The sequence below is a fragment of the Mycolicibacterium aichiense genome, from assembly GCF_010726245.1.
Lineage (GTDB): Bacteria > Actinomycetota > Actinomycetes > Mycobacteriales > Mycobacteriaceae > Mycobacterium > Mycobacterium aichiense.
In genome coordinates this window covers 3076636-3096218 of the sequence record NZ_AP022561.1, presented here as the reverse complement: position 1 = coordinate 3096218, position 19583 = coordinate 3076636, and the positions used below count along the sequence as shown (strand labels likewise).

The following is a 19583-nucleotide window of genomic DNA, read 5'->3' as shown; positions in this document are numbered from 1 at the left end:
AGTTTCGCATGGGTGTACCGGTCTACAAACGCATTCTCGACCTGTTCGAGGCCGAGGGTGTGAATACACTGTTCGGCATCCCGGACCCCAACTTCGTGCACATGTTCACCGAAGCCGATGCCCGCGGCTGGTCGGTCGTGGCGCCGCACCACGAGCTGAGCGCGGGCTTCATGGCCGAGGCCGCATCCCGGATGACGGGCAAGCCCGGCCTGTGCATCGGCACGCTCGGCCCGGGGATGGCCAACATCGCCGGGGCCATCCAGTGCGCACTCGTGGAGAACTCACCGGTGATCTTCCTGGGCGGCCAGCGGGCCCGGGTCACCGAGCGCCGGGTGCGCCGCGGGCGCATCCAATTCGTCCAGCAGGAACCGCTTTTCGCCGCATCGGTGAAGTACAGCAGCTCGATCGAGTACGCCGACCAGACCGACGAGATCATCCATGAGGCGATCCGCAAGGCCATGTCGGGCACGCCGGGACCGACCTACGTCGAGTTCCCGTCTCACGTCATCCTCGAAGAGCTGGACGTCGACGACGCACCGCCGCCACCGTCCTACCGGCTGGTCAACCAGGGCGCAGGCGGCCGTGAGGTGGCCGAGGCCGCCGCATTGATTCGCGACGCCCAGCGGCCCGTGCTGCTGGTCGGTCACGGTGTGCACACCTCCCGCACGCAGCAGGAGGTCAGGCAGCTGGCCGAACTGATGGCGTGTCCGGTGATCCAGACCTCCGGCGGGACATCGTTCATCCCGGGTCTGCAGGACCGGACGTTCCCGTACCTGTTCTCCCCGGCCGCCAACCAAGCCGTCGAAGAATCCGACCTGTGCGTCGCGCTGGGCACCGAACTCGGCGAACCCATGCACTACGGCCGCACCCAGCATTGGGCCGCCAACAACGCGACGCGCAAATGGGTGCTGGTCGAGCAGGACCCAACCGCCATCGGCGTCAACCGGCCGGTCGACGTGGCGCTGGTCGGTGACCTGCGCGGTGTGGTGCCGCAGCTGGTGGAGGCGCTGCGAGCGACCCCTCGCTCCCCGTCGGCCACCCTCGAGACTCTGATCCGGGCCGACGCCGCCGAGCTGGCTCGGGTGGCCGAGGAGGCACCGAGCGGTCGCACCCCGGTGCACCCGGCCCGGTACGTCGTCGAGGCCACCAAGGCGTTCGACGAACTCGACGACGGCATCCTGGTGCGCGACGGCGGGGCAACCGTGATCTTTCAGTGGACCTATTCGCAGACCAAGCCGCGCGACGTGATCTGGAACCAGAACTTCGGTCATCTGGGGACAGGTTTGCCCTACGCCGTCGGCGCCTCGGTGGCCGACGGCGGTCGGCGCCCGGTCATGCTGCTGACCAGTGACTCGGCGTTCCTGTTCCACATCGCCGAGCTGGAGACCGCGGCCCGGCAGAACCTGCCTTTGGTGTGTGTGGTCGGCGTCGACCATCAATGGGGCCTCGAGGTGGGCGTGTACAAGCGGACCTTCGACCAGCCGTCGCCACAACCCGGCGTGCACTGGAGCAAGGATGTCCGGATGGACAAGATCGCCGAGGGTTTCGGTTGCCACGGTGAGTATGTGGAGAAAGAAGAGGAGATCGGCCCGGCGATCGCCCGCGCCTACGCCAGCGGAAAGGTCGGCGTGGTGCACGTGTGCATCGACCCGAAGGCCAACTCCGAGGAGATGCCGAAGTACGACCGATTCCGGACTTGGTACGCCGAAGGCACCCAATAACCCAACCGGATTGAGGAGGATGTGATCATGCGCGAATATCTGAAGTTTTACATCGATGGCCAGTGGGTGGATCCGGTCGAGCTGAAGACGCTCGACGTCGACAACCCGACACTCGAGCAGGTCGGCGGCACGATCGCCATCGGCAGCGACGCCGACGTGGACAAGGCGGTCAAGGCGGCCCGCACGGCATTCGGGACGTGGTCGGTCAGCTCCAAGGAAGACCGCCTCGATGCTCTGCAGACGATCCTCGACGAGTATCAGAAACGGCTGAAGGATCTCGCTGACGCGGTACACGAGGAGATGGGTGCACCTCCGACGCTGGCCGCGGGGCCGCAGGTGATGATGGGTCTCGGTCACCTCTCGACCGCCATCGACGTGCTGAAGAACTACAGCTTCGAGACAGAGCGCGGCCAGACGATGGTGGTCAAGGAGCCGGTCGGGGTGTGTGGCCTCATCACGCCGTGGAACTGGCCGATCAACCAGATCGCCTGCAAGGTGTTCCCCGCCCTGGCTGCCGGCTGCACCATGGTGCTCAAGCCGTCGGAGGTCGCGCCGTTCTCCGGGCAGGTCTTCACCGAGATCATCGACGCCGCAGGGCTTCCCGCGGGTGTCTACAACATGGTCTTCGGTGACGGGCCGGGGGTCGGCGCAGCGCTGTCCAGCCATCCCGGCATCGACATGGTGTCGTTCACCGGCTCGACCCGGGCCGGCATCGAGGTGGCGCGCAACGCCGCCCCCAGCGTCAAGCGGGTCAGCCAGGAGTTGGGCGGAAAGAGCCCCAACATCGTGCTCGACGACGAGGCGTTCGGTCAGAGCGTGGCGGCCGGGGTCGCGGTGATGATGATGAACTCGGGGCAGAGCTGCAATGCGCCGTCGCGCATGCTGGTCCCGAAGTCGCGGATGGCCGAAGCGGTGGCGGTGGCGAAGGCGACCGCCGAAGGAGTCAAGGTCGGCGACCTGTCCGACAGCTCGGCCATCGGGCCGGTGGCCTCCCGCGCGCAATTCGAGAAGGTACAAGGCCTCATCGAGAAGGGCATCGCCGAGGGAGCGACGGTGGTGGCCGGCGGCCCGGGCCGTCCTGAAGGCCTCGACACCGGCTACTACGTGCGCCCGACGGTGTTTGCGGATGTGAACAACGATATGACGATCGCCCGCGAGGAGATCTTCGGACCGGTGCTGTGCATCCTGGGTTACGACACCCTGGACCAGGCCGTCGAGATCGGCAACGACACCGACTACGGCCTCTACGGCTACATCTCCGGCGCCGACCTGGACCAGGCGCGCGCGCTGGCCCGCCGCATCCGTGCCGGCGCGGTCGCCATCAACCACGCGTTCGACATCAAAGCCCCCTTCGGCGGATACAAAACCAGTGGCAACGGACGGGAATGGGGCGAAGAGGGTTTCGCCGATTTCCTGGAGACCAAGGCGATCCTCGGCTACGCGCCGGTCGGCGCCGGGGACTAGGCCGGGCACGCACTAGCATCGGCACCCATGCGGGTGCTGGTGCAGCGGGTCACGTCGGCGTCGGTCTCGGTGGGCGGCGAGGTGGTCGGGGAGATCCGGCCGTCCGGCCAGGGCCTGCTGGCCCTGGTCGGCGTCACCCATTCCGATACCGACGCCATCGCGCGTAAGATCGCCGAAAAGCTTTGGCAATTACGGATTCTCGATGATGAACGGTCCGCGGCCGATACCGGTGCACCGATCCTGGTGATCAGCCAATTCACCCTGTACGCCAACACCGTGAAGGGGCGCAGGCCGAGCTGGAACGCGGCGGCGCCGGCCGCCGTCGCCGAACCGCTCGTCACGGCCTTCGCCGATGCGCTGCGGGCGCTGGGCGCCCACGTCGAAACCGGAGTGTTCGGCGCTGACATGAAGGTCGAGTTGGTCAACGACGGCCCGGTCACGGTGTTACTGGAGCTGTGACTCCCAGCGTGCGCAGCGGTCTGCCCGCGGTCTCGCGCACCGTCAGTACCGCGGCCAGGGACACCACCGCAGCGACGGCGACGTAAATGCCTGCGACATACGCGTTACCGGTGCGGGCACTGAGCAGCGTCACCACGTAGGGGGTGGTGCCGCCGAAGACCGCCACCGAGACGTTGTAGCCGATCGACAGCCCGCTGTAGCGCACGCGGGTGGCGAACAACTCGGCCGCGACCGCAAGGGACACCGACACGAACACCGCCTCGATCGCCGCCAGCAGACAGTGCGCGACGATGGCGCAGGCCAGCGAGCCGGAGTTCAGCAGCAGGAACGCGGGGTAGGACAGTACTGCGAAGCCGACGGCGCCGGTGACCAACAGCGGCCTTCGACCGATCCGGTCCGACAGGGCCCCCAGCGGGAGTATCAGCACCAGGGCCACGACGCTGGCGGCGGTGATCGAGACGAACGACGCTGTCTTGGAGAACTGCAGAGTCTTGATGAAATACGTTGGCAGATATGTGAATACCACGTAGAACCCCACGTTGTGGATGATCATCAACCCGATCACCTGCAAGATCGGCGCCCATGCCGTGGTGACCGCCTCACGCAGCGGCGAGGCCGCCACCTCGTCGGCCTCGGTCAGCTCGGCGAACGCCGGAGTATCGTCCAGGCGCAGCCGGATGTAGAGGCCGACAAAGCCCAGGGGACCGGCCAGCAGGAACGGGATCCGCCACCCGTAACTCTCCATCGCGCCGGCCGGTAGTGCTGCTTGGAGCAATGTCACGGTGATCGAGCCGAGTAGAAATCCCAGCACCGCCGACCAGACGAGGAAGCCGACCACCAACCCGCGCTTACGGTCAGGGGCGAACTCGGCGAGATAGCATGCGCCACCGCCATATTCGCCTCCCGAGGAGAAGCCCTGCAGGCATCGCAGCAGTAGTAGGCCGAGTGGGGATAGCACGCCGGCGGAGGCGTAGGTCGGCAGCAGTCCGATCAGCAGCGTCGAACCGGACATCAGCAGGATCACCAGGGCCAGCACCCGCTGACGGCCGAGACGATCGCCGAGCGGACCGAAGAAGAAGCCTCCCAGCGGCCGCATGAAGAAAGCCGCGGCGAAGATGGCGAAGGTGTTCAGCAGCGCGGCGGTCTCGTTGCCGGGCGGGAAGAACTTCACCGAGATGATCGTGGCGAGGAAGCCGTAGATCGCGAAGTCGTACCACTCCACCGCGTTTCCGATCGACGCTCCCGTGATCACCCGACGAAGGGGCGCTGCGCTCGCCGCATTGTGGCCCATGGGCAATCCCGATCGCCTCCCATCGAGGTCAACAGTCCGCGCCGAACAAAGATCATTCCGCTGCAATCGAAATCGTCACTGTACTGCCGCCCCGGCCGCCCCCGACGAAAACTCATGAGCAAATCGGCGGATAAGCCCGAGTGGGTTTGGTTGACTGGCAGTTGACGACTGGCAGGTATGGGAGGTCGACCAATCGACGGTGAGTCTGAGCATACGGACGCCGGCGTCCCCGATGACGTCCGGCACACAGTGATGAAAGCCGCCTACGACGAGCTCACCCGGTGGGGCTTGGAACGATTCGACATCCCGACCATGTGCTCTCGGCACAAGATCGACGAAGCACTGGTCACCGAGTACTGGGGCGACGGCAGCCGGCTCGCGCTTGAGGCGCTCTTGTATTGGAGCAACGACGTGCTCACCGCGCCCGACACCGGATCGCTGCGCACCGATTTGCAGGCCCTGGCCACGGTGGTGGCCCAACAAGTCAACGACACGGTCGGTCGCAGCCTGCTGCGGGCGTTGGTGGTGGACGACCGTGCCGCTTTCGCAGACGACACCCGGATGGCGTTCTGGATGCGGCGGTTCGCCAGTATCCGGTCGGTGTTCGACCGGGCCGCCGCGCGCGGTGAGCTGCGAGACGGCGTCGACACGATCGCCGCGATGCAACTCGTCCTCGCGCCGATCAATGTGCGTGCGCTCTACACCCGGGAACCGATCGCCGAGCACTACTGCGCTGCCATCGCCGACCTGGCCTGGCATGCCGTTGCGAAACGGTGACGTAGTCGCTGCCCGAGGCCGTCCGGAACGAATGTCGGTCGCCGGATTCCACGTTGGGCACCGGGATACCGCATTGGACTGCGGTTAGCGGCCTCCGATGAGTGGTATCTGAGGACGATGAGACCGCCCGTGGACGTAGTGGTCGTCGGCTCCGGGCCCAACGGGCTGGCTGCCGCGGTGATCGCCGCGGCCGCTGGGTTGTCGGTCCGGGTCCTGGAGTCCCAATCGGCCCCCGGCGGTGGCTGCCGCACCGAGATGCTGAATCTTGGGGTGCCGTTGCTACACGACGTGTGTTCGGCGGTGCACCCGATGGCGGTGGCCTCGCCGTTCTTCGAGCAGTTCGACCTGGCTGCGCGTGGTGTCGACCTACCGAAGCCGGCTATCGCCTTCGCCCAGCCGCTCGTGGATGGCCGGGCCGCGGTGGCCTATCAAGACCTCAACCGCACCGTGGACGAGCTGGCCGAAGACGGCGCGCGGGAGGGCCGGACCTACCGGCAGGTGATGGAACCGCTCGTCGAGAACTGGTCGACGGTGCGCGATATCGGGCTCAGCGACCTTCGCAGCGTGCCCCGCAGTGCTCTGCGACCCGCCGGCATGGCCGGCGCCGCAGCTCTCGCGAGCCGGGCGGTGGAGCTGGGCAGCCCGCTCTGGGACTGGCTGACCAGGGCGCCGCGCGCCGGTGCATTGCTCACCGGTGTCTCCGCGCACGCCAACGTCGTGATTCCGGCACTGGCCGGCGGCGCGACGGCCTTGCTCCTGGGCACCCTCGCCCACAGCCACGGCTGGCCGATTCCGGTTGGTGGCAGCCAGTCGATCACCGGCGCATTGCTGGCCGATCTGGCCGACCGCGGGGTGGAGGTGGTCACCGATTGCCAGATCACTGAGGCCGCCCAGCTGCCGCGGGCGCGGGCTTATCTGTTCGACACCTCCCCATGGGTGCTCACGCAGGTGTTCGGTACGCAACTGTCCAAGAGCTACCGCTCGGCGCTGGGGAGGTTCACTCCGGGCAACGGTGTCGCCAAAGTGGACTTCGCGCTGTCGGGTCCGGTGCCGTGGACGGATCCGCGGTTGGCCGAGGCAGGGACTCTGCACATCGGCGGCAGCCGAGAGGAGATGAAGCGGGCCGAGCGCGACACAGCCGCCGGCCTGCACAGCAGCACTCCGATGACTCTGGCCAGCCAGCCCACGGTGGTCGACGCCACCCGGTTCGGGCCGAGCGGCACTCGGCCGTTGTGGACCTACGCCCACGTGCCGAACAGCTCGACGGTGGACATGACCGAGGCGGTTACCACCCACATCGAGCGGTTCGCACCCGGGTTCCGCGATGTCGTGATCGGCTCGCGCTGTATTCCGGCCGCCGCAATGGCCGGGCACAATCCCAACTACGTCGGCGGTGACATCGCAGTGGGAACCGTGTCGCTCTATCGCATGCTCGCCCGGCCGGTTCCGAGGTGGAATCCCTACCGCACACCCCTGGACAACGTGTATCTGTGCTCGGCGTCGACCCCGCCCGGGCCCGGTGTGCACGGTATGTGTGGCATGCACGCCGCGGCGCGAGTCCTGGACGAACAATTCGGCATTCGGCAGCTCCCCGAGATCGGCCCGGCAGCCGTGGCGCGTCTACCGCGGAGCTGAGGGGCTGGGCCTTACCGGGCCAGAATGCCGACCGCACCGGCCAATCTATGACGAACATAAAATCTATGACGAACATAAAACGTTGCTGCCCGTAAACAAATCTGCAGCTTCAGTGGAAACCTCCAGGTACCCGCCGGCGCTTCCGGATCGGACCGGATCGGACCGGATCGGAGTGGTCATCGCGGAGGCCTGCATCCAAACGGCCACCGACCTGGCCGGCTTTGTCGGTGGTGTGACGCCTGACGACTGCCGGGACGGAGCCATCAATCCGAAAAGTATTGGGCGAGAACCGGTTTAGCTCTGATAGTTACCGGGAAAACGGACGGCTGAGAGATGTCAATTGTGAGAAGGAAGTGTTATCAGTGAGTTCCGTAAGAAATCGAATTGTGACGATTTCGGCCCTGTTTGCCGCCGCGGCCATACCGGCAGCGGTGGGACAAAGCGCGTCGCCGGCCGCAGATCCGATCGCGGATCCTTGCCCGACCAGCGAGACCACCCAGATCTACTTCGACGGTTGTCTGCCGTCGATCGACTCGCCGTCGCCGGAAGTGAATCTCCGTGGCCCCGATCAGCTGCCCGAGATTCGAGGGATCCCGTGTGACGGTTCGAACACCGGCACCTGCATCGGTCTGAGTCAGCTGCCGGGGGGAACGCCGGCCCAGCCGAACGCGACCGCCGATCAGCCCGATACGCAGGTTCGATCCTCGCCGTGAGGCGGGCATCATCCGCCGACGTGGATGTCCGCTAGGGAGACCGAGGTCGTTCGGGTCTAACCGAACCACGCGTGGACAGTGGCCCGCTGGAGCGCCGCAGAGGCGCCCACGCGGGCCCTTCGATGTGATCAGGCACCAACCAGATAGCCACAGCCAGGTTGTAGCAGAACAGTGCCGCCCACACCAGCAACACCGGCGCGGTCGAACCGAACGGGTGGCTGTGGTGGGCACCTGCGACGGCGCAGACGACAACCAGGATCACCGCAGCCACACTGACTGACCCGGTGACCATCAACGCAAGGCGCCGCCACAAAGCCGCCACTCCGGTGGCAACCGCCACCCCGAGCAGACACCATCCGAGTGTCCAGCCGATCCGCACGCCCCCGACCATCACGGCGTCGCGGCTTGGGGACATGCCGAGGATGATCAACACCGCGACGGTCGGGACGCCGACGACCACCGCTTGTACGGCCAGCCAGCGCCGAGCCCCCGACCAATGTGCGCCGGTGAGACTGACCCGTCGGATGTCGGTGGTCTCACCCGGTATCCGCCCTCTGGTATCACGTGCCATTGTGAGTCTCCTTCGGTCCGGTAAGAGTCGGTTATCACCTCTACCCCCGTGACGTTGCCGAATGGACCAGCCGTAAACACCTTGTCCGGCATTCCTAACGATGCCCACATAGTCAGCATGGCTGGTGATCGGAGCCCGCAGACGTGTTACACCAGACAACAGTTGCTGTTATGCAAACAATATAAGTGTTCGGTGAGGCCTCGATTAGGGTGCGGGCGGGACCGGTATGCACAGCCTCAGGCCGGGTAGCCATGGCTCATGCCCGCAGTGCCCGAGCCATGGACGTTACGCGACTACGCGTTCATCGCCGACGGAGAACGAGGCGCACTGATCGGCCCTCGCGGCGAGTACGTATGGATGTGTGCGCCCCGGTGGGACAGTGATGCCGTGTTCGGAACGCTCATCGGCGGCGGCGGCAGCTACACGGTCTCGCCGACAGATCCGTTCGTGTGGGGCGGCTACTACGAGTCTGGCTCGCTCATCTGGCGGTCACGGTGGGTAACCACGTCCGGCATCATCGAATGCCGGGAGGCGTTGGCGTTTCCCGGCCGGGCAGACACCGTTGTCGTCCTCCGGCGCATCGAGGCGATTCGGGGGGACGCCCGCCTGCACGTGCGACTGCAGCCGACTGCCGAGTTCGGCCGACTGCACATGCGCGACATCCGGCGCGACGACGCGCGCGGCTGCTGGTCGGCCAATGTCGGACCGTTGCGGATGCGATGGTCGGGCGCCGCAGAAGCGCAGATCGCCGGCGACACTGCCGCAGAGCGTTCGCTGGAGGCCACCGTCGTCCTCAGCGAAGGGGAGAGCGCGGATCTGGTGTTCGAACTGTCCGACCGCGAGCTGCCGGATCGGCCGTTGGTTGCTCCGCAAGTTTGGTCGGATACCGAAAAAGCCTGGGCAGCAGCTATTCCCAGCCTTGGTCCGACCGCAGCTCCACGAGATGCTGTGCACAGCTACGCGGTCATGCGGGGGCTGACCACCTCCTCCGGGGCCATGGTCGCGGCCGCCACCATGAGCCTGCCGGAACGCGCCGACGAGGGAGCCAACTACGACTACCGGTACGCCTGGATTCGTGACCAGTGCTATGCCGGTATCGCGGTGGCCGCCGACGGGCCACATGAATTGGTGGGCACAGCAGTGCATTTCGTGTCCGAACGGCTACTGGCCGACGGTCCCAACCTTCGGCCCGCCTACACCGGTGCCGGCGACACCGTGCCCAAACAACGGCGGCTCGACCTGGTCGGATATCCCGGCGGCTACGATCTCGCCGGAAACCACGTCCGCGACCAATTTCAACTCGACGTCTTCGGCGAGGCGCTGTTACTGTTCGCGGCCGCGGCGCGCCACGACATGCTCACCACCGACAGTCGCCGGGCTATCGATGTCGCCGTCGACGCGATCGACGCCAACATCGACCGACCCGATGCGGGCATCTGGGAACTCGACGAACGACGCTGGACGCATTCGCGCCTGTCGTGCGCGGCCGGTTTGCGCGCTGTGGCCGCCGCCGGGATCGACCGGGACTCGGGCCGACTGAGTACGCTGGCCGACCACATCGTCGCCGACACATCGTCACGGTGCCTGCACCCCACGGGCCGGTGGCAGCGGGCGGCCGACGACGAGCGGGTCGACGCGTCGTTGCTCCTACCCGCACTGCGGGGCGCCCTGCCGGGCCGCGACCCGCGTTCGGTCGCAACCTACCGTGCTGTGCAACGCGATCTGAGTCGCGACCACTACGTGTACCGCTATCCGCCTCGACGGGGACTCGGAACCAGTGACAGCGCCTTCCTTCTGTGCGGGTTCCTCATGGCGCTCGCCGCTCAGCAACAAGGCCACACGGTCGAGGCATACCGCTATTTCGAACGCAACCGCTCCGGTTGCGGGACGCCGGGGTTGTTCTCCGAGGAGTACGACATCCGCCAACGCCAGTTGCGCGGAAACATCCCGCAGGCATTCGTCCACGCGCTGATGTTCGAGGCATCGAGCACATTGGCGCGATCCACCCCAGACGACATGAAAGGAATGCGTGATGGCTGGATCGATGAACGGTAAAACCGTCGTAGTCACAGGCGCCAGCGCCGGAATCGGCCGTGCGGTGAGCCGGATCTTCGCGAACGAGGGGGCCAACGTGGGTCTCCTGGCGCGCGGGTACGAGGGCTTGGCCGCCACCGCCGCCGAGGTCGAGCACGCCGGCGGCCGAGCGCTCGCCGTTGCCACCGACATGTCGGATTACAAGCAGGTCGAAATGGCCGCAGATGCCATCGAGTCTGCGCTCGGTCCGATCGATGTCTGGGTCAACGTCGCCTTCGCGTCGGTGTTCGCCCCGTTCCACCAGATCGAACCCGACGAGTTCAAGCACGTCACCGAGGTGAGCTATCTGGGCTTCGTCTACGGCACGATGGCGGCGTTGCACGCAATGCGCCCGCGAAACGCGGGAACCATCGTGCAGGTCGGATCGGCACTGGGTGGTCGGGCCATCCCACTGCAATCGGCCTATTGCGGAGCCAAGCACGCCGTGAACGGCTTCACCGAGTCGTTGCGAACCGAGCTGATGCATGACCACAGTGGGGTCCATGTGACGGTGGTGCAGATGCCGGCGGTCAATACGCCCCAGTTCACCTGGGTGCTGTCTCGCCTGCCGAAGCATCCGCAGCCGGTTCCGCCGATCTACCAGCCTGAAGTCGCGGCACGCGCGGTGCTGTTCGCCGCCAAACATCCTGCCCGTAAACAGTTCTGGGTGGGTGCCAGCACGGTGGCAACGTTGTTGGGACAACGCATCGCGCCGCGGGTGCTGGACCGCTATCTGGCTGCAACCGGCTACAAGTCGCAGCAGACCGATGAGCCGGCACCGCGTAACGCTCCGAATCTGTGGCAACCCCACGATGACGACCTCGATGCCGACCACGGCGCGCATGGGTCCTTCGATGACAGGTCGCATGACCGCAGCCCGCAATGGTGGCTGCGGGAACACATCGCACCGATCGCCGCGGTGGCCGGGGGAGCGGCGGTGGCGGCGTTGGCCGCGCAACGCCGGTAATCGCCAGTCACCACGGGCTGAGTCGTCCGGTCGGCGCGAGAACGACTGACCGACGGCCCGGTTACATCAGATAGCCGTCGACTTCGAGACGCGCCGCGGGCTCCCCACCGGCTGCGGTGAATGCGGTGAGCGTACGGACGAGGCCATGCCGCTCGCGATTCGGCATCTTCGCCACGACGCGCGCGATCTCGTCGCGTCGGTGCTCGGTCACCTCGCGCACGATCTGCTGGCCGCGTGCCGTCAACTCCACCACCAGCTCGCGTCGCGAATCAGGATGGGGCCGTCGATTGATCAGCCCCGCCGTGACAAGACGGTCCACCATTCGACCCGTAGTCGACGGCTGCACGTCCAGGAGTCCGGCCAGAGTGGCGACGTTGACCGCGCCGCGGGCCGACAGAATGACGAGTGTCCGAAACTGCGGGATGGTGATTGTCTCGTCGACCTGAGCGATCGAGCGGGCCGAGATCGCCACCAGTAGACGCGACGCGGTCAACAGTGCATCGATGATCGCGTCCGACGAGTCGTCTTCGGCCGTCCCGTTGTGGGGCGTCATCGGTTCCTCCATCGCCGTGGGCGAATCCGCCGCTGTACTCCGCTCCAAATGTAGCGCGGCTCACGACGATTGCGAGCACTGGTCGCATCGTGCTGATGATCAAATACCGCTGGCTGCAACTGTTGCATAGTGCTATGGTTGCGGTGAGCGGCGCGCCGCTACGTGCGATCCGCGCGCGTCGGCTCGTAGCAGAGTGGATTCCGGCCGACGGGCAGGACGTGCGAGATGAAAATTGCGATCAGCGGCGCCGGGGTGGCCGGTCCGACACTTGCGTACTGGCTGCACCGGTGCGGGCACGAACCGACGTTGATCGAACGTGCGCCGCACTTTCGCGCCGGCGGCTACCTCATCGACTTCTGGGGGGTGGGATACCGCGTCGCGCAACGGATGGGTGTGGAGCCGGCGATCCGAGAGGCCGGATATCGGCTCGAGTCGCTTCGCTCAGTAGGACCGGACGGACGGGCCCTGGCCAGTATGAAGGTGAGCGAATTTCGGCGGGCTGCACGCGGTGAACTGATCAGCGTGGCGCGTGGCGACCTTGCGGCAATCATCTACGCCAGCATCGAAGATCAAGTCGAAGCGATCTTCGACGACAGCATCACCGCGATCGATCAGAACCCTGGCGGCGTCACACTGACTTTCGCGCGCACGCAGCCACAACAATTCGACATGCTCGTCGGAGCCGATGGATTGCACTCGAACGTGCGCCAACTGGAGTTCACCGCAGACGGCAGCGTGGAGCGTTACCTGGGTTGCCTGGTCGCGGCGGCAGTCGTGGAGGGTTATCGGCCTCGCGACGAGCTGGTGTATATGACCTACGGTCGCCCCGGTCGGTCGGTCTCACGGTTTTCGCTGCGCGGCGACCGCACCCTCTTCCTGTTCGTGTTCCGCTCGGATCCATGCAGTGATCCCGGCGACCTCGACGCGCGAAAAGAACTGCTGTGGCGTGAATTCGGGGATGCCGGCTGGGAGTGTAAACAGATCCTCACCACACTTGAGGATGTCGACGACCTGTACTTCGATGTGGTGAGCCAGATCCGAATGGACCGCTGGTCGCAGGGGCGGGTGGCATTGATCGGAGATGCGGCTGCCTGCGTCTCTCTGCTCGCCGGCGAGGGCACCGGTCTGGCCATGACCGCCGCCTACGTCCTGGCTGGTGAACTCCACTGCGCACAGGGCGATCACCATCGCGCATTCCTGGCATATGAAAGCCGGATGCGCCCCTTCATCGAAGACAAACAGGGCGTTGCGAAGAAACTGCTTCCGGTGTTTGCGACCAAGACGGAGTTCGGCTTACGGATTCGCCATCTGGTGATGCGGGCGATGAACTTCGGTCCGATTTTCGATCTCGTCGCCTCCGGCACTCTGCGCGACGACTTTGAGTTGCCGGACTACTCGATGTGATCTCGGCAGCCGATCCCCATGGTGCGAGAAAGGTCAGCGCAAGTGAAGATAGACAGACACGTCGAACCCCCCAGGCGTTTGGCCCGAATGCTCTACCGGATGCCGATCTACGCCTACCGCCTGGGCTGCGGCTGGATCTTCGGGGATCGGCTGATGCTGCTCAATCACATCGGCCGGGTCTCCGGCGCACCGCGCCAAGCGGTGCTTGAGGTGGTCAGGCACGATCGCGGGCACGATCGATATGTCGTGGCCTCCGGCTGGGGACCCACGGCAGCCTGGTACCGCAACGTTCTGCACACCCCGCGGGTCAGCATCCAGGTCGGCAGACGGAGAATACCGGTGACCGCCGTGCCTCTCTCCCCGGAAGAGGGAGCCGACGTCTTCGCCCGGTACGCGGCACGACACCGAACCCTGGCGCGCCACTTGCTCCCGCGTCTGATGGGATTTTCGGTCGACGGATCCGAAGGCGACTTCCGGGCTGTCGGGCTCCACCTGCCCTTCGTCGAGTTTGTTCCGCGCGCTCAGCAATTCGGTCAACCAGCAACCGAATCAACCGATTCGGGCAGCTATTCGAACGACGAAAGGAGATAGCGATGAGAACGGCGATGGTGGCCGAGGACGCCAGCCCCCTTGCGGCCGAAAGCGGCGAGGCCGGCGGTAAGAGCATCTATGTCGCGGAGCTGTCGGCGGCGATGGCTGCCCGCGGCCACGATGTCACGGTCTACACCCGGCGCAGTGACCCAGACAGCCCGAGGTGCATTGTGACGTCGCGAGGCTACACCGTTGTGCAGGTGGACGCCGGTCCGGCCAAGCCCTTGCCGGAAACCGAAGTATCGCACCACCTCGGAAAATTCAGCCATTCACTCGCCGAACAGTGGGTCGAAGAGCCACCCGACGTAGTGCACGCACACTACTGGACATCGGGCGTCGCAACGGAATTGGCCACCCGTGGCACCGGCATTCCGACAGTACAGACATTCCACGAGCTGGGCGCCGCCAAGGACCGGCAGCTGGGCCGGCGCCACGCCGACGCAACCGCGCGGACGAAACTGGAGGGATTGGTCGCACGGCACGCCTCATGGATCGTTGCGACGCACACCGACGAGCTGCAGGAGCTGATCCGGCTTGGGTGTTCGCGGTCTCATGCGTCGGTTGTGCCATGCGGTGTCGACGTGGAAAAGTTTTCAACAACCGGCCCCAGCGTCGAGCGTGGCAACCGCCCCCGGATCGTTGCTGTTGGTACGTCATTGGCGCACAAAGGATTTGACACGATAATCATCGCGCTGCGGGCTATTCCTCAGGCAGAGCTGGTGATCGTCGGCGGAGCTGACGTCGAAAGCCTTGCCGACGATGACGAGGTGCGGCGGCTGTCAGTGCTGGCCTCTGAGTTGGGCGTGGCTGAACGCGTGGTGTTCACCGGAGCAATACCGCACGACGCAATGCCCGAAATGCTGCGCTCGGCCGACGTGGTGCTGTCCACTCCGTGGAGCGAAGGTTTCGGCATTGTGCCCCTGGAAGCCATGGCGTGCGGAATCCCGGTGGTCGCGTCGGCAGTGGGCGGGGTGCGAGACACCATCGTGCACGACGTGACCGGCTCCCTGGTGCCGCCGCGCAACCCGCGCGCCATCGCCGCGGCCACCTCGACGATGCTCAATGATGCGTTCCTGCGGCGCAGTCAAGGACTTGCCGGACGAGATCGTGCCTGCGCGCGATACGCCTGGAATGAAATCGCCGACGAAGTGCTGCGCATCTATGAGGGTCTGCTCGACGCTCGCCCGACCTTGGACGCCACCCCGCCGGTCAAGGGTTACCCCACAATCGAGAAGTCGGCTGAATTCTGAACTCACAGGCGGTAGTCGGCCGCCCCGGCCGCCAACGTCATCCCGTGACCGGGACGTCGGCTCGTCACTTCCAGTGTCCCCCCGCTCACTGTGGGAGCCCCATCGACCAGCAGCGGTTCAAGGCGCACGTGGTCGGTGAACCATTCGACATGACGCACGCGGGGAACCGCCGCCGCAACCGGGGCGTGCAGCGAGGGCGCGCAATGCCCCGAAACATCCAGATTGTGTGCCGCGGCGATGGCGCATCCGCGTAGGAACCCCGTGTACCCGCCACAGCGGGTGGCGTCGAGCTGGAGGCAGCTGACGACCGGAGCCAGGGCTTGTGCATCGTAGGTGTCACTGATGTATTCGCCGGCGGCGACGTCGGCGGTCACCGCCCCTCTGAGGTCGGCGAGACCGGCCTTGTCGTCACTGCTGACCGGTTCCTCGAACCAGCGGAGCCCCAGGTCGGCCAGTTCTTCACCGACCCGTTTGGCTTGGCCACACGTGTAGGCGCCGTTGGCATCGACCATCAATTCGATGTCTGGACCAGCGATTTCACGCAGCAGCGCCGCCCGGCGCACATCCCATTCGACGTCGCTGCCGAAAGCTTTTCCGATCTTGATCTTCATGGATCTGCACCCGGCGGCCCGCCATGCCGCGACGTCCTGGGCGATCTCAGTGTCGGTCGAAGAGGTGAACCCACCCGAGCCGTAGATCGGCACACGGTCGCGGACCTGACCGAACAATGTGGTGACCGGGACGGCGAGCAGTCGTGCCTTGAGATCCCACAACGCGATATCGACCGCGCTGATCGCCTGCATCACAAGACCTTTGGTACCCAGATTGCGGCATGCGCGGTGCATCGCCGACCACGCGCCTTCGATGTCGAACGTGTCTCGGCCCCGTATTGCCGGTGTGAGGTTGTCCACGATCACCGCGGCGGCAGCGGTGCCGCTGTACGTCCAGCCCAGGCCCTCGACATTGCCGGCATGTACCTCGGCGGCGACCGCGGTCGTCGCATCCCATGTCAACGTTCCATCGGATTCCGGATGCGGTGCCGGAAATCGGTACGTCGACACCGTGACCCGCTCGATCGTAGGGGCGGCCGTCACGGCATCGCCTTACCGCGGTGATGCCGGAAGGCCAGAGTTGCGCCGAGGACCATCGCAGCGCCGATGCCCGCCAGCCGAGGGCCGGCACCGTGTCCGCTGTCGTCTTGGGTGCGCCAGCCGAGGGTGTCGGCGAGCACCTCGACGGTGTGGCGCGGGTTGCGGTCAGGAGCAAGGTGGCTGATCTGGGTGCGGCAGCTGAAGCCGTCGGCGATGACCGTCGTCGCGGCGTCCGCGGCGCGGACCGCCGGCATCAGCTTGTCCTCGGCGCACGTCACCGAGACGTCGTAATGGCCGTTCTCGAAGCCGAAATTGCCGGCGAGACCGCAACACCCGGCGTCGAGGATCTCGGTGGAAAGACCTGTCCGGTCGAGGAATTCGTGGTCCTTGTCGATGCCGAGAATAGCGTGCTGATGGCAATGCGGTTGCATGATCGCCTTGCCGTCCCGGTACTGCGGGCGCCAGTCCGGTGCGCGTTCGGCGAGCAGCTCCCCGATGGTGCGTGTCTGCTGAGCCAGCCGTTGGGCGTCTTCGTCACCGTGGAGCAGCTCCGGCAGGTCGGAGCGGAAGACCGCCGCGCAGCTGGGTTCCAACACAACGACCGGGGTGCCGGCGCGCAGAGCCGGCCTGAGAACCCCCAAGGTGCGCCGCAGGACACGCTGGGCGACCTCGAGCTGACCGGTGGAAATCCAGGTCAGTCCGCAACAGACGGCCTGACGCGGAACGTTGACCTCGAACCCGGCGTCCTCCAGGACGGCGACTGCGGCCTTGGCGATGTCCGGATCAAAGCTGTTGGTGAAAGTGTCCGGCCAGAGCACCACGGTGCCGCGGCTACCCCGGTGCGCGCGGCGACGGCGGAACCAGTCGGTGAACCGCTGGGTGGCGAAGCGCGGGATGTCGCGATGCTGGTCAATGCCGCCGGCGGCCCGCAGTGCAGTCGTGATGCCGGGCGTGTGCGCCAGTGTGTTGATCGGCCGCGGCGCAGCAGCGGCGATGCGGGCCAACAGTGGCAGCCAGCCCATCGAATAGTGGGCCAGCGGGCGGAGTCGGCGTTTGTAGTGGTGGTGCATGAATTCGGCCTTGTAGGTTGCCATGTCGACGTTGACCGGGCAGTCGCTGCGGCACCCCTTGCACGCCAGGCACAGATCCAGCGCGTCGCGAACTTCCCTCGACCGCCAGCCGTCGGTGATGACGTCGCCCTGCAACATCTCGAACAGCAGCCGGGCCCGACCTCGCGTGGAGTGTTCTTCTTCACCGGTGGCCCGGTAGCTCGGGCACATCACCCCTGATTCATGACCGCGGCATTTGCCGACCCCCACGCAACGGTTGGCGGCACGAGAAAAGCGGTGGTCATCATCGGGATAGGCGAACAGCGTTTTGGGTTCGATCGGGCGGAATTGCGAGCCCCAGCGCAGATCGGCATCCATGGGCCGGGGATGCACGACCTTGCCGGGGTTCATCTTGTTGAGGGGGTCGAAGATGCTCTTGAGTTCGCCGAACGCCTCGATGATCTTCTCGCCGAACATGATCGGCAACAGCTCACCGCGCTGCTGGCCATCCCCGTGTTCACCCGACAGCGATCCGCCGTAGCCGGTCACCAGCTGCGCCGCGGCCTCGATGAAGCTCCGGTACGTGGCGATCCCGGCGGCAGAGGTCAGATCGAAAGGGATGCGGGTGTGTACGCAGCCCTGCCCGAAGTGTCCGTACAGCGAGGCACTGCCGTAGTCGTAGCGCTCCAGCAGCTGCTGGAACTCGGCCAGATAGTCGCCCAGTCGCTCAGGAGGAACGGCGGCGTCTTCCCAGCCCGCGTGGGTGTCCTTGCCATCGGGCTGGTGTGCGGTCGCGCCGAGCCCGGCCTCCCTGGCGCTCCACATCCGCTCTTGCTGGTCGGCGTCGTCGATCACCAACGTGTCCTGAGAGTCGCCGCCGGTCAGGTCGTCGAGCATGGCCCGGGCGCGCTCGTCGGCTTGCTCGGGGTCGTCGCCGTTGAACTGGACGATCAACCAGGCGTCACCGCTGGGCAATTCGTCCAGTGCGCCCTCGGCGAGGTGCTTGACGTGCTCGAGTGAAACCAGGCGACTGTCGAAACCCTCCAGTGCGGCCGGCTGGTGCGGCAGGATCTGGGGCACCGCCGCTCCCGCCGCTTGGATATCGGAGAAGCCGAGGACGGTAAGCACCTGTGCCGTCGGCCGCCGCACCAGCGCAATCTCGGCCCGCAGCACTGTGACCAGCGTGCTCTCACTGCCGACCAGCAAACGGGCGGCATCTAAGCCCTTCTCCGGCAGCAGATTGTCCAGGTTGTAGCCAGAGACACGTCGCGGGATGTCGGGATACCGCAGCCGGATTTCGTCGGCGTATCTGTCGCGAAGGCCAATCAGCCGACGGTAGAGATCGGCCCTGTCGTCGTCGCCGGCCAGGATCTCGGCGAGCTGTTCATCGGAGGTGGGGCCGACCCACAGCCGTAATCCGTTGTAGGTCAGCACTTCCAGTCGCCGTACCGAGTCCACCATTTTGCCGTAGGCCTGTGCAGTCGCCCCGCAGGAGTTGTTGCCGATCATGCCGCCGATCGTGCAACTCACGTGGGTGGACGGCCGTGGTCCGACCATCCAGCCCGATTCCTTCAGGGCGTCGTTGAGGTCGTCGAGTTTGATGCCGGGTTCGACGACGGCGGTGCCGGCCGACTCATCGACCGAGACCACGCGGGTGCAGAACTTGCTCCAGTCGATGACCACCCCGGTATTGGTGCATTGGCCGGCCAGGCTGGTGCCGCCGCCGCGAGAGAACACCGAGCAGTCGTGTCTTCGGCACGTCGCGACGGCTTCGGCTGCGGCTTCCGGGGTGTGCGGCACAACGACGCCGATGGGAATCTGGCGGAAGTTGGAGGCGTCTGTGGAGTAGGCGCCCCGGCTGCCGGTATCGAATCGGACCTCTCCGTCTACGCGCCGTTCGAGCTCCTCGCGCAACATCGTGCGGTCGCGGCCAATTAGTTGATTGGAAGCAAGGATTGCCACTGGGAAACTCCT

General features: G+C 65.9%; 16 protein-coding genes. 11 read left to right on the top strand and 5 right to left on the bottom strand.

Annotated features, from left to right (window positions below; genetic code table 11):
- The first annotated feature begins 8 nt into the window (after window positions 1-8).
- The 3 genes from G6N32_RS15055 to dtd are packed head-to-tail and all read left to right on the top strand — an operon-like array spanning window position 9 to window position 3644.
- Entirely contained in the window at window positions 9-1721 is a 1713-nt protein-coding gene (locus G6N32_RS15055) for a thiamine pyrophosphate-binding protein (RefSeq protein ID WP_115320277.1), read from the top strand.
- A gap of 27 nt (window positions 1722-1748) precedes the next feature.
- Complete coding sequence (locus tag G6N32_RS15050; RefSeq protein WP_115321242.1) at window positions 1749-3185, top strand: aldehyde dehydrogenase family protein; 1437 nt, start codon at window positions 1749-1751, stop codon at window positions 3183-3185.
- 27 nt (window positions 3186-3212) lie between these two features.
- Window positions 3213-3644 (top strand): D-aminoacyl-tRNA deacylase, encoded by a 432-nt coding sequence (gene dtd / locus G6N32_RS15045; protein ID WP_115320276.1) that lies wholly within the window; start codon window positions 3213-3215, stop codon window positions 3642-3644.
- Here dtd and G6N32_RS15040 read toward each other — a convergent pair.
- On the bottom strand, window positions 3622-4935 hold the full coding sequence (locus G6N32_RS15040) for an MFS transporter (protein WP_115320275.1): 1314 nt from the start codon (window positions 4933-4935) through the stop codon (window positions 3622-3624). The two genes, dtd and G6N32_RS15040, sit on opposite strands and share 23 nt — an antisense overlap.
- 177 nt (window positions 4936-5112) lie before the next feature.
- On the opposite strand from G6N32_RS15040, the gene G6N32_RS15035 reads away from it, so the two are divergent.
- From G6N32_RS15035 to G6N32_RS15025, 3 genes are all read left to right on the top strand, one after another.
- Complete coding sequence (locus G6N32_RS15035) at window positions 5113-5712, top strand: TetR-like C-terminal domain-containing protein (RefSeq protein ID WP_232077120.1); 600 nt, start codon at window positions 5113-5115, stop codon at window positions 5710-5712.
- A 129-nt stretch (window positions 5713-5841) separates the two neighbouring features.
- Window positions 5842-7347, top strand: coding sequence for a phytoene desaturase family protein (locus G6N32_RS15030; RefSeq protein WP_197935716.1), 1506 nt, complete (start codon window positions 5842-5844; stop codon window positions 7345-7347).
- A 386-nt stretch (window positions 7348-7733) separates the two neighbouring features.
- On the top strand, window positions 7734-8060 hold the full coding sequence (locus G6N32_RS15025; RefSeq protein ID WP_115320272.1) for a hypothetical protein: 327 nt from the start codon (window positions 7734-7736) through the stop codon (window positions 8058-8060).
- A gap of 31 nt (window positions 8061-8091) precedes the next feature.
- Here the strand turns inward: G6N32_RS15025 and G6N32_RS15020 are convergent, their stop codons facing one another.
- The gene (locus G6N32_RS15020; protein WP_147292035.1) at window positions 8092-8631 is read right to left on the bottom strand and encodes a hypothetical protein; all 540 of its coding nucleotides are present in this window, start codon (window positions 8629-8631) and stop codon (window positions 8092-8094) included.
- 258 nt (window positions 8632-8889) lie between these two features.
- Here G6N32_RS15020 and G6N32_RS15015 point away from each other — a divergent pair, with 258 nt between their 5' ends.
- Both G6N32_RS15015 and G6N32_RS15010 read left to right on the top strand, forming a co-directional pair.
- Window positions 8890-10686, top strand: coding sequence for a glycoside hydrolase family 15 protein (locus G6N32_RS15015; protein ID WP_115320270.1), 1797 nt, complete (start codon window positions 8890-8892; stop codon window positions 10684-10686).
- Window positions 10664-11671: an SDR family oxidoreductase gene (locus tag G6N32_RS15010; protein ID WP_197935714.1), complete on the top strand. Its 1008-nt coding sequence runs from the start codon at window positions 10664-10666 to the stop codon at window positions 11669-11671. Before G6N32_RS15015 ends, G6N32_RS15010 begins: the two co-directional genes overlap by 23 nt.
- A 61-nt stretch (window positions 11672-11732) precedes the next feature.
- On the opposite strand, the gene G6N32_RS15005 is transcribed toward G6N32_RS15010, so the two are convergent.
- Window positions 11733-12224, bottom strand: coding sequence for a MarR family winged helix-turn-helix transcriptional regulator (locus tag G6N32_RS15005; protein WP_115321239.1), 492 nt, complete (start codon window positions 12222-12224; stop codon window positions 11733-11735).
- Window positions 12225-12449: 225 nt separating this feature from the next.
- On the opposite strand from G6N32_RS15005, the gene G6N32_RS15000 reads away from it, so the two are divergent.
- The 3 genes from G6N32_RS15000 (at window position 12450) to G6N32_RS14990 (ending at window position 15469) form a co-directional block, all read left to right on the top strand.
- Window positions 12450-13628: an FAD-binding domain gene (locus G6N32_RS15000; protein ID WP_115320268.1), complete on the top strand. Its 1179-nt coding sequence runs from the start codon at window positions 12450-12452 to the stop codon at window positions 13626-13628.
- Window positions 13629-13727: 99 nt separating this feature from the next.
- Window positions 13728-14219 carry a nitroreductase family deazaflavin-dependent oxidoreductase gene (locus G6N32_RS14995; RefSeq protein WP_232077119.1) on the top strand — a complete coding sequence of 164 codons (492 nt, stop codon included), beginning with the start codon at window positions 13728-13730 and terminating at the stop codon, window positions 14217-14219.
- A 2-nt stretch (window positions 14220-14221) separates the two neighbouring features.
- Window positions 14222-15469, top strand: coding sequence for a glycosyltransferase (locus G6N32_RS14990; protein WP_115320266.1), 1248 nt, complete (start codon window positions 14222-14224; stop codon window positions 15467-15469).
- 2 nt (window positions 15470-15471) lie between these two features.
- On the opposite strand, the gene G6N32_RS14985 is transcribed toward G6N32_RS14990, so the two are convergent.
- Window positions 15472-16563, bottom strand: coding sequence for an enolase C-terminal domain-like protein (locus G6N32_RS14985; protein ID WP_115320265.1), 1092 nt, complete (start codon window positions 16561-16563; stop codon window positions 15472-15474).
- On the bottom strand, window positions 16560-19571 hold the full coding sequence (locus G6N32_RS14980) for an FAD-binding and (Fe-S)-binding domain-containing protein (protein WP_308213160.1): 3012 nt from the start codon (window positions 19569-19571) through the stop codon (window positions 16560-16562). The genes G6N32_RS14985 and G6N32_RS14980 overlap by 4 nt, the downstream gene beginning before the upstream one ends.
- Between the last annotated feature and the right edge of the window lie 12 nt (window positions 19572-19583).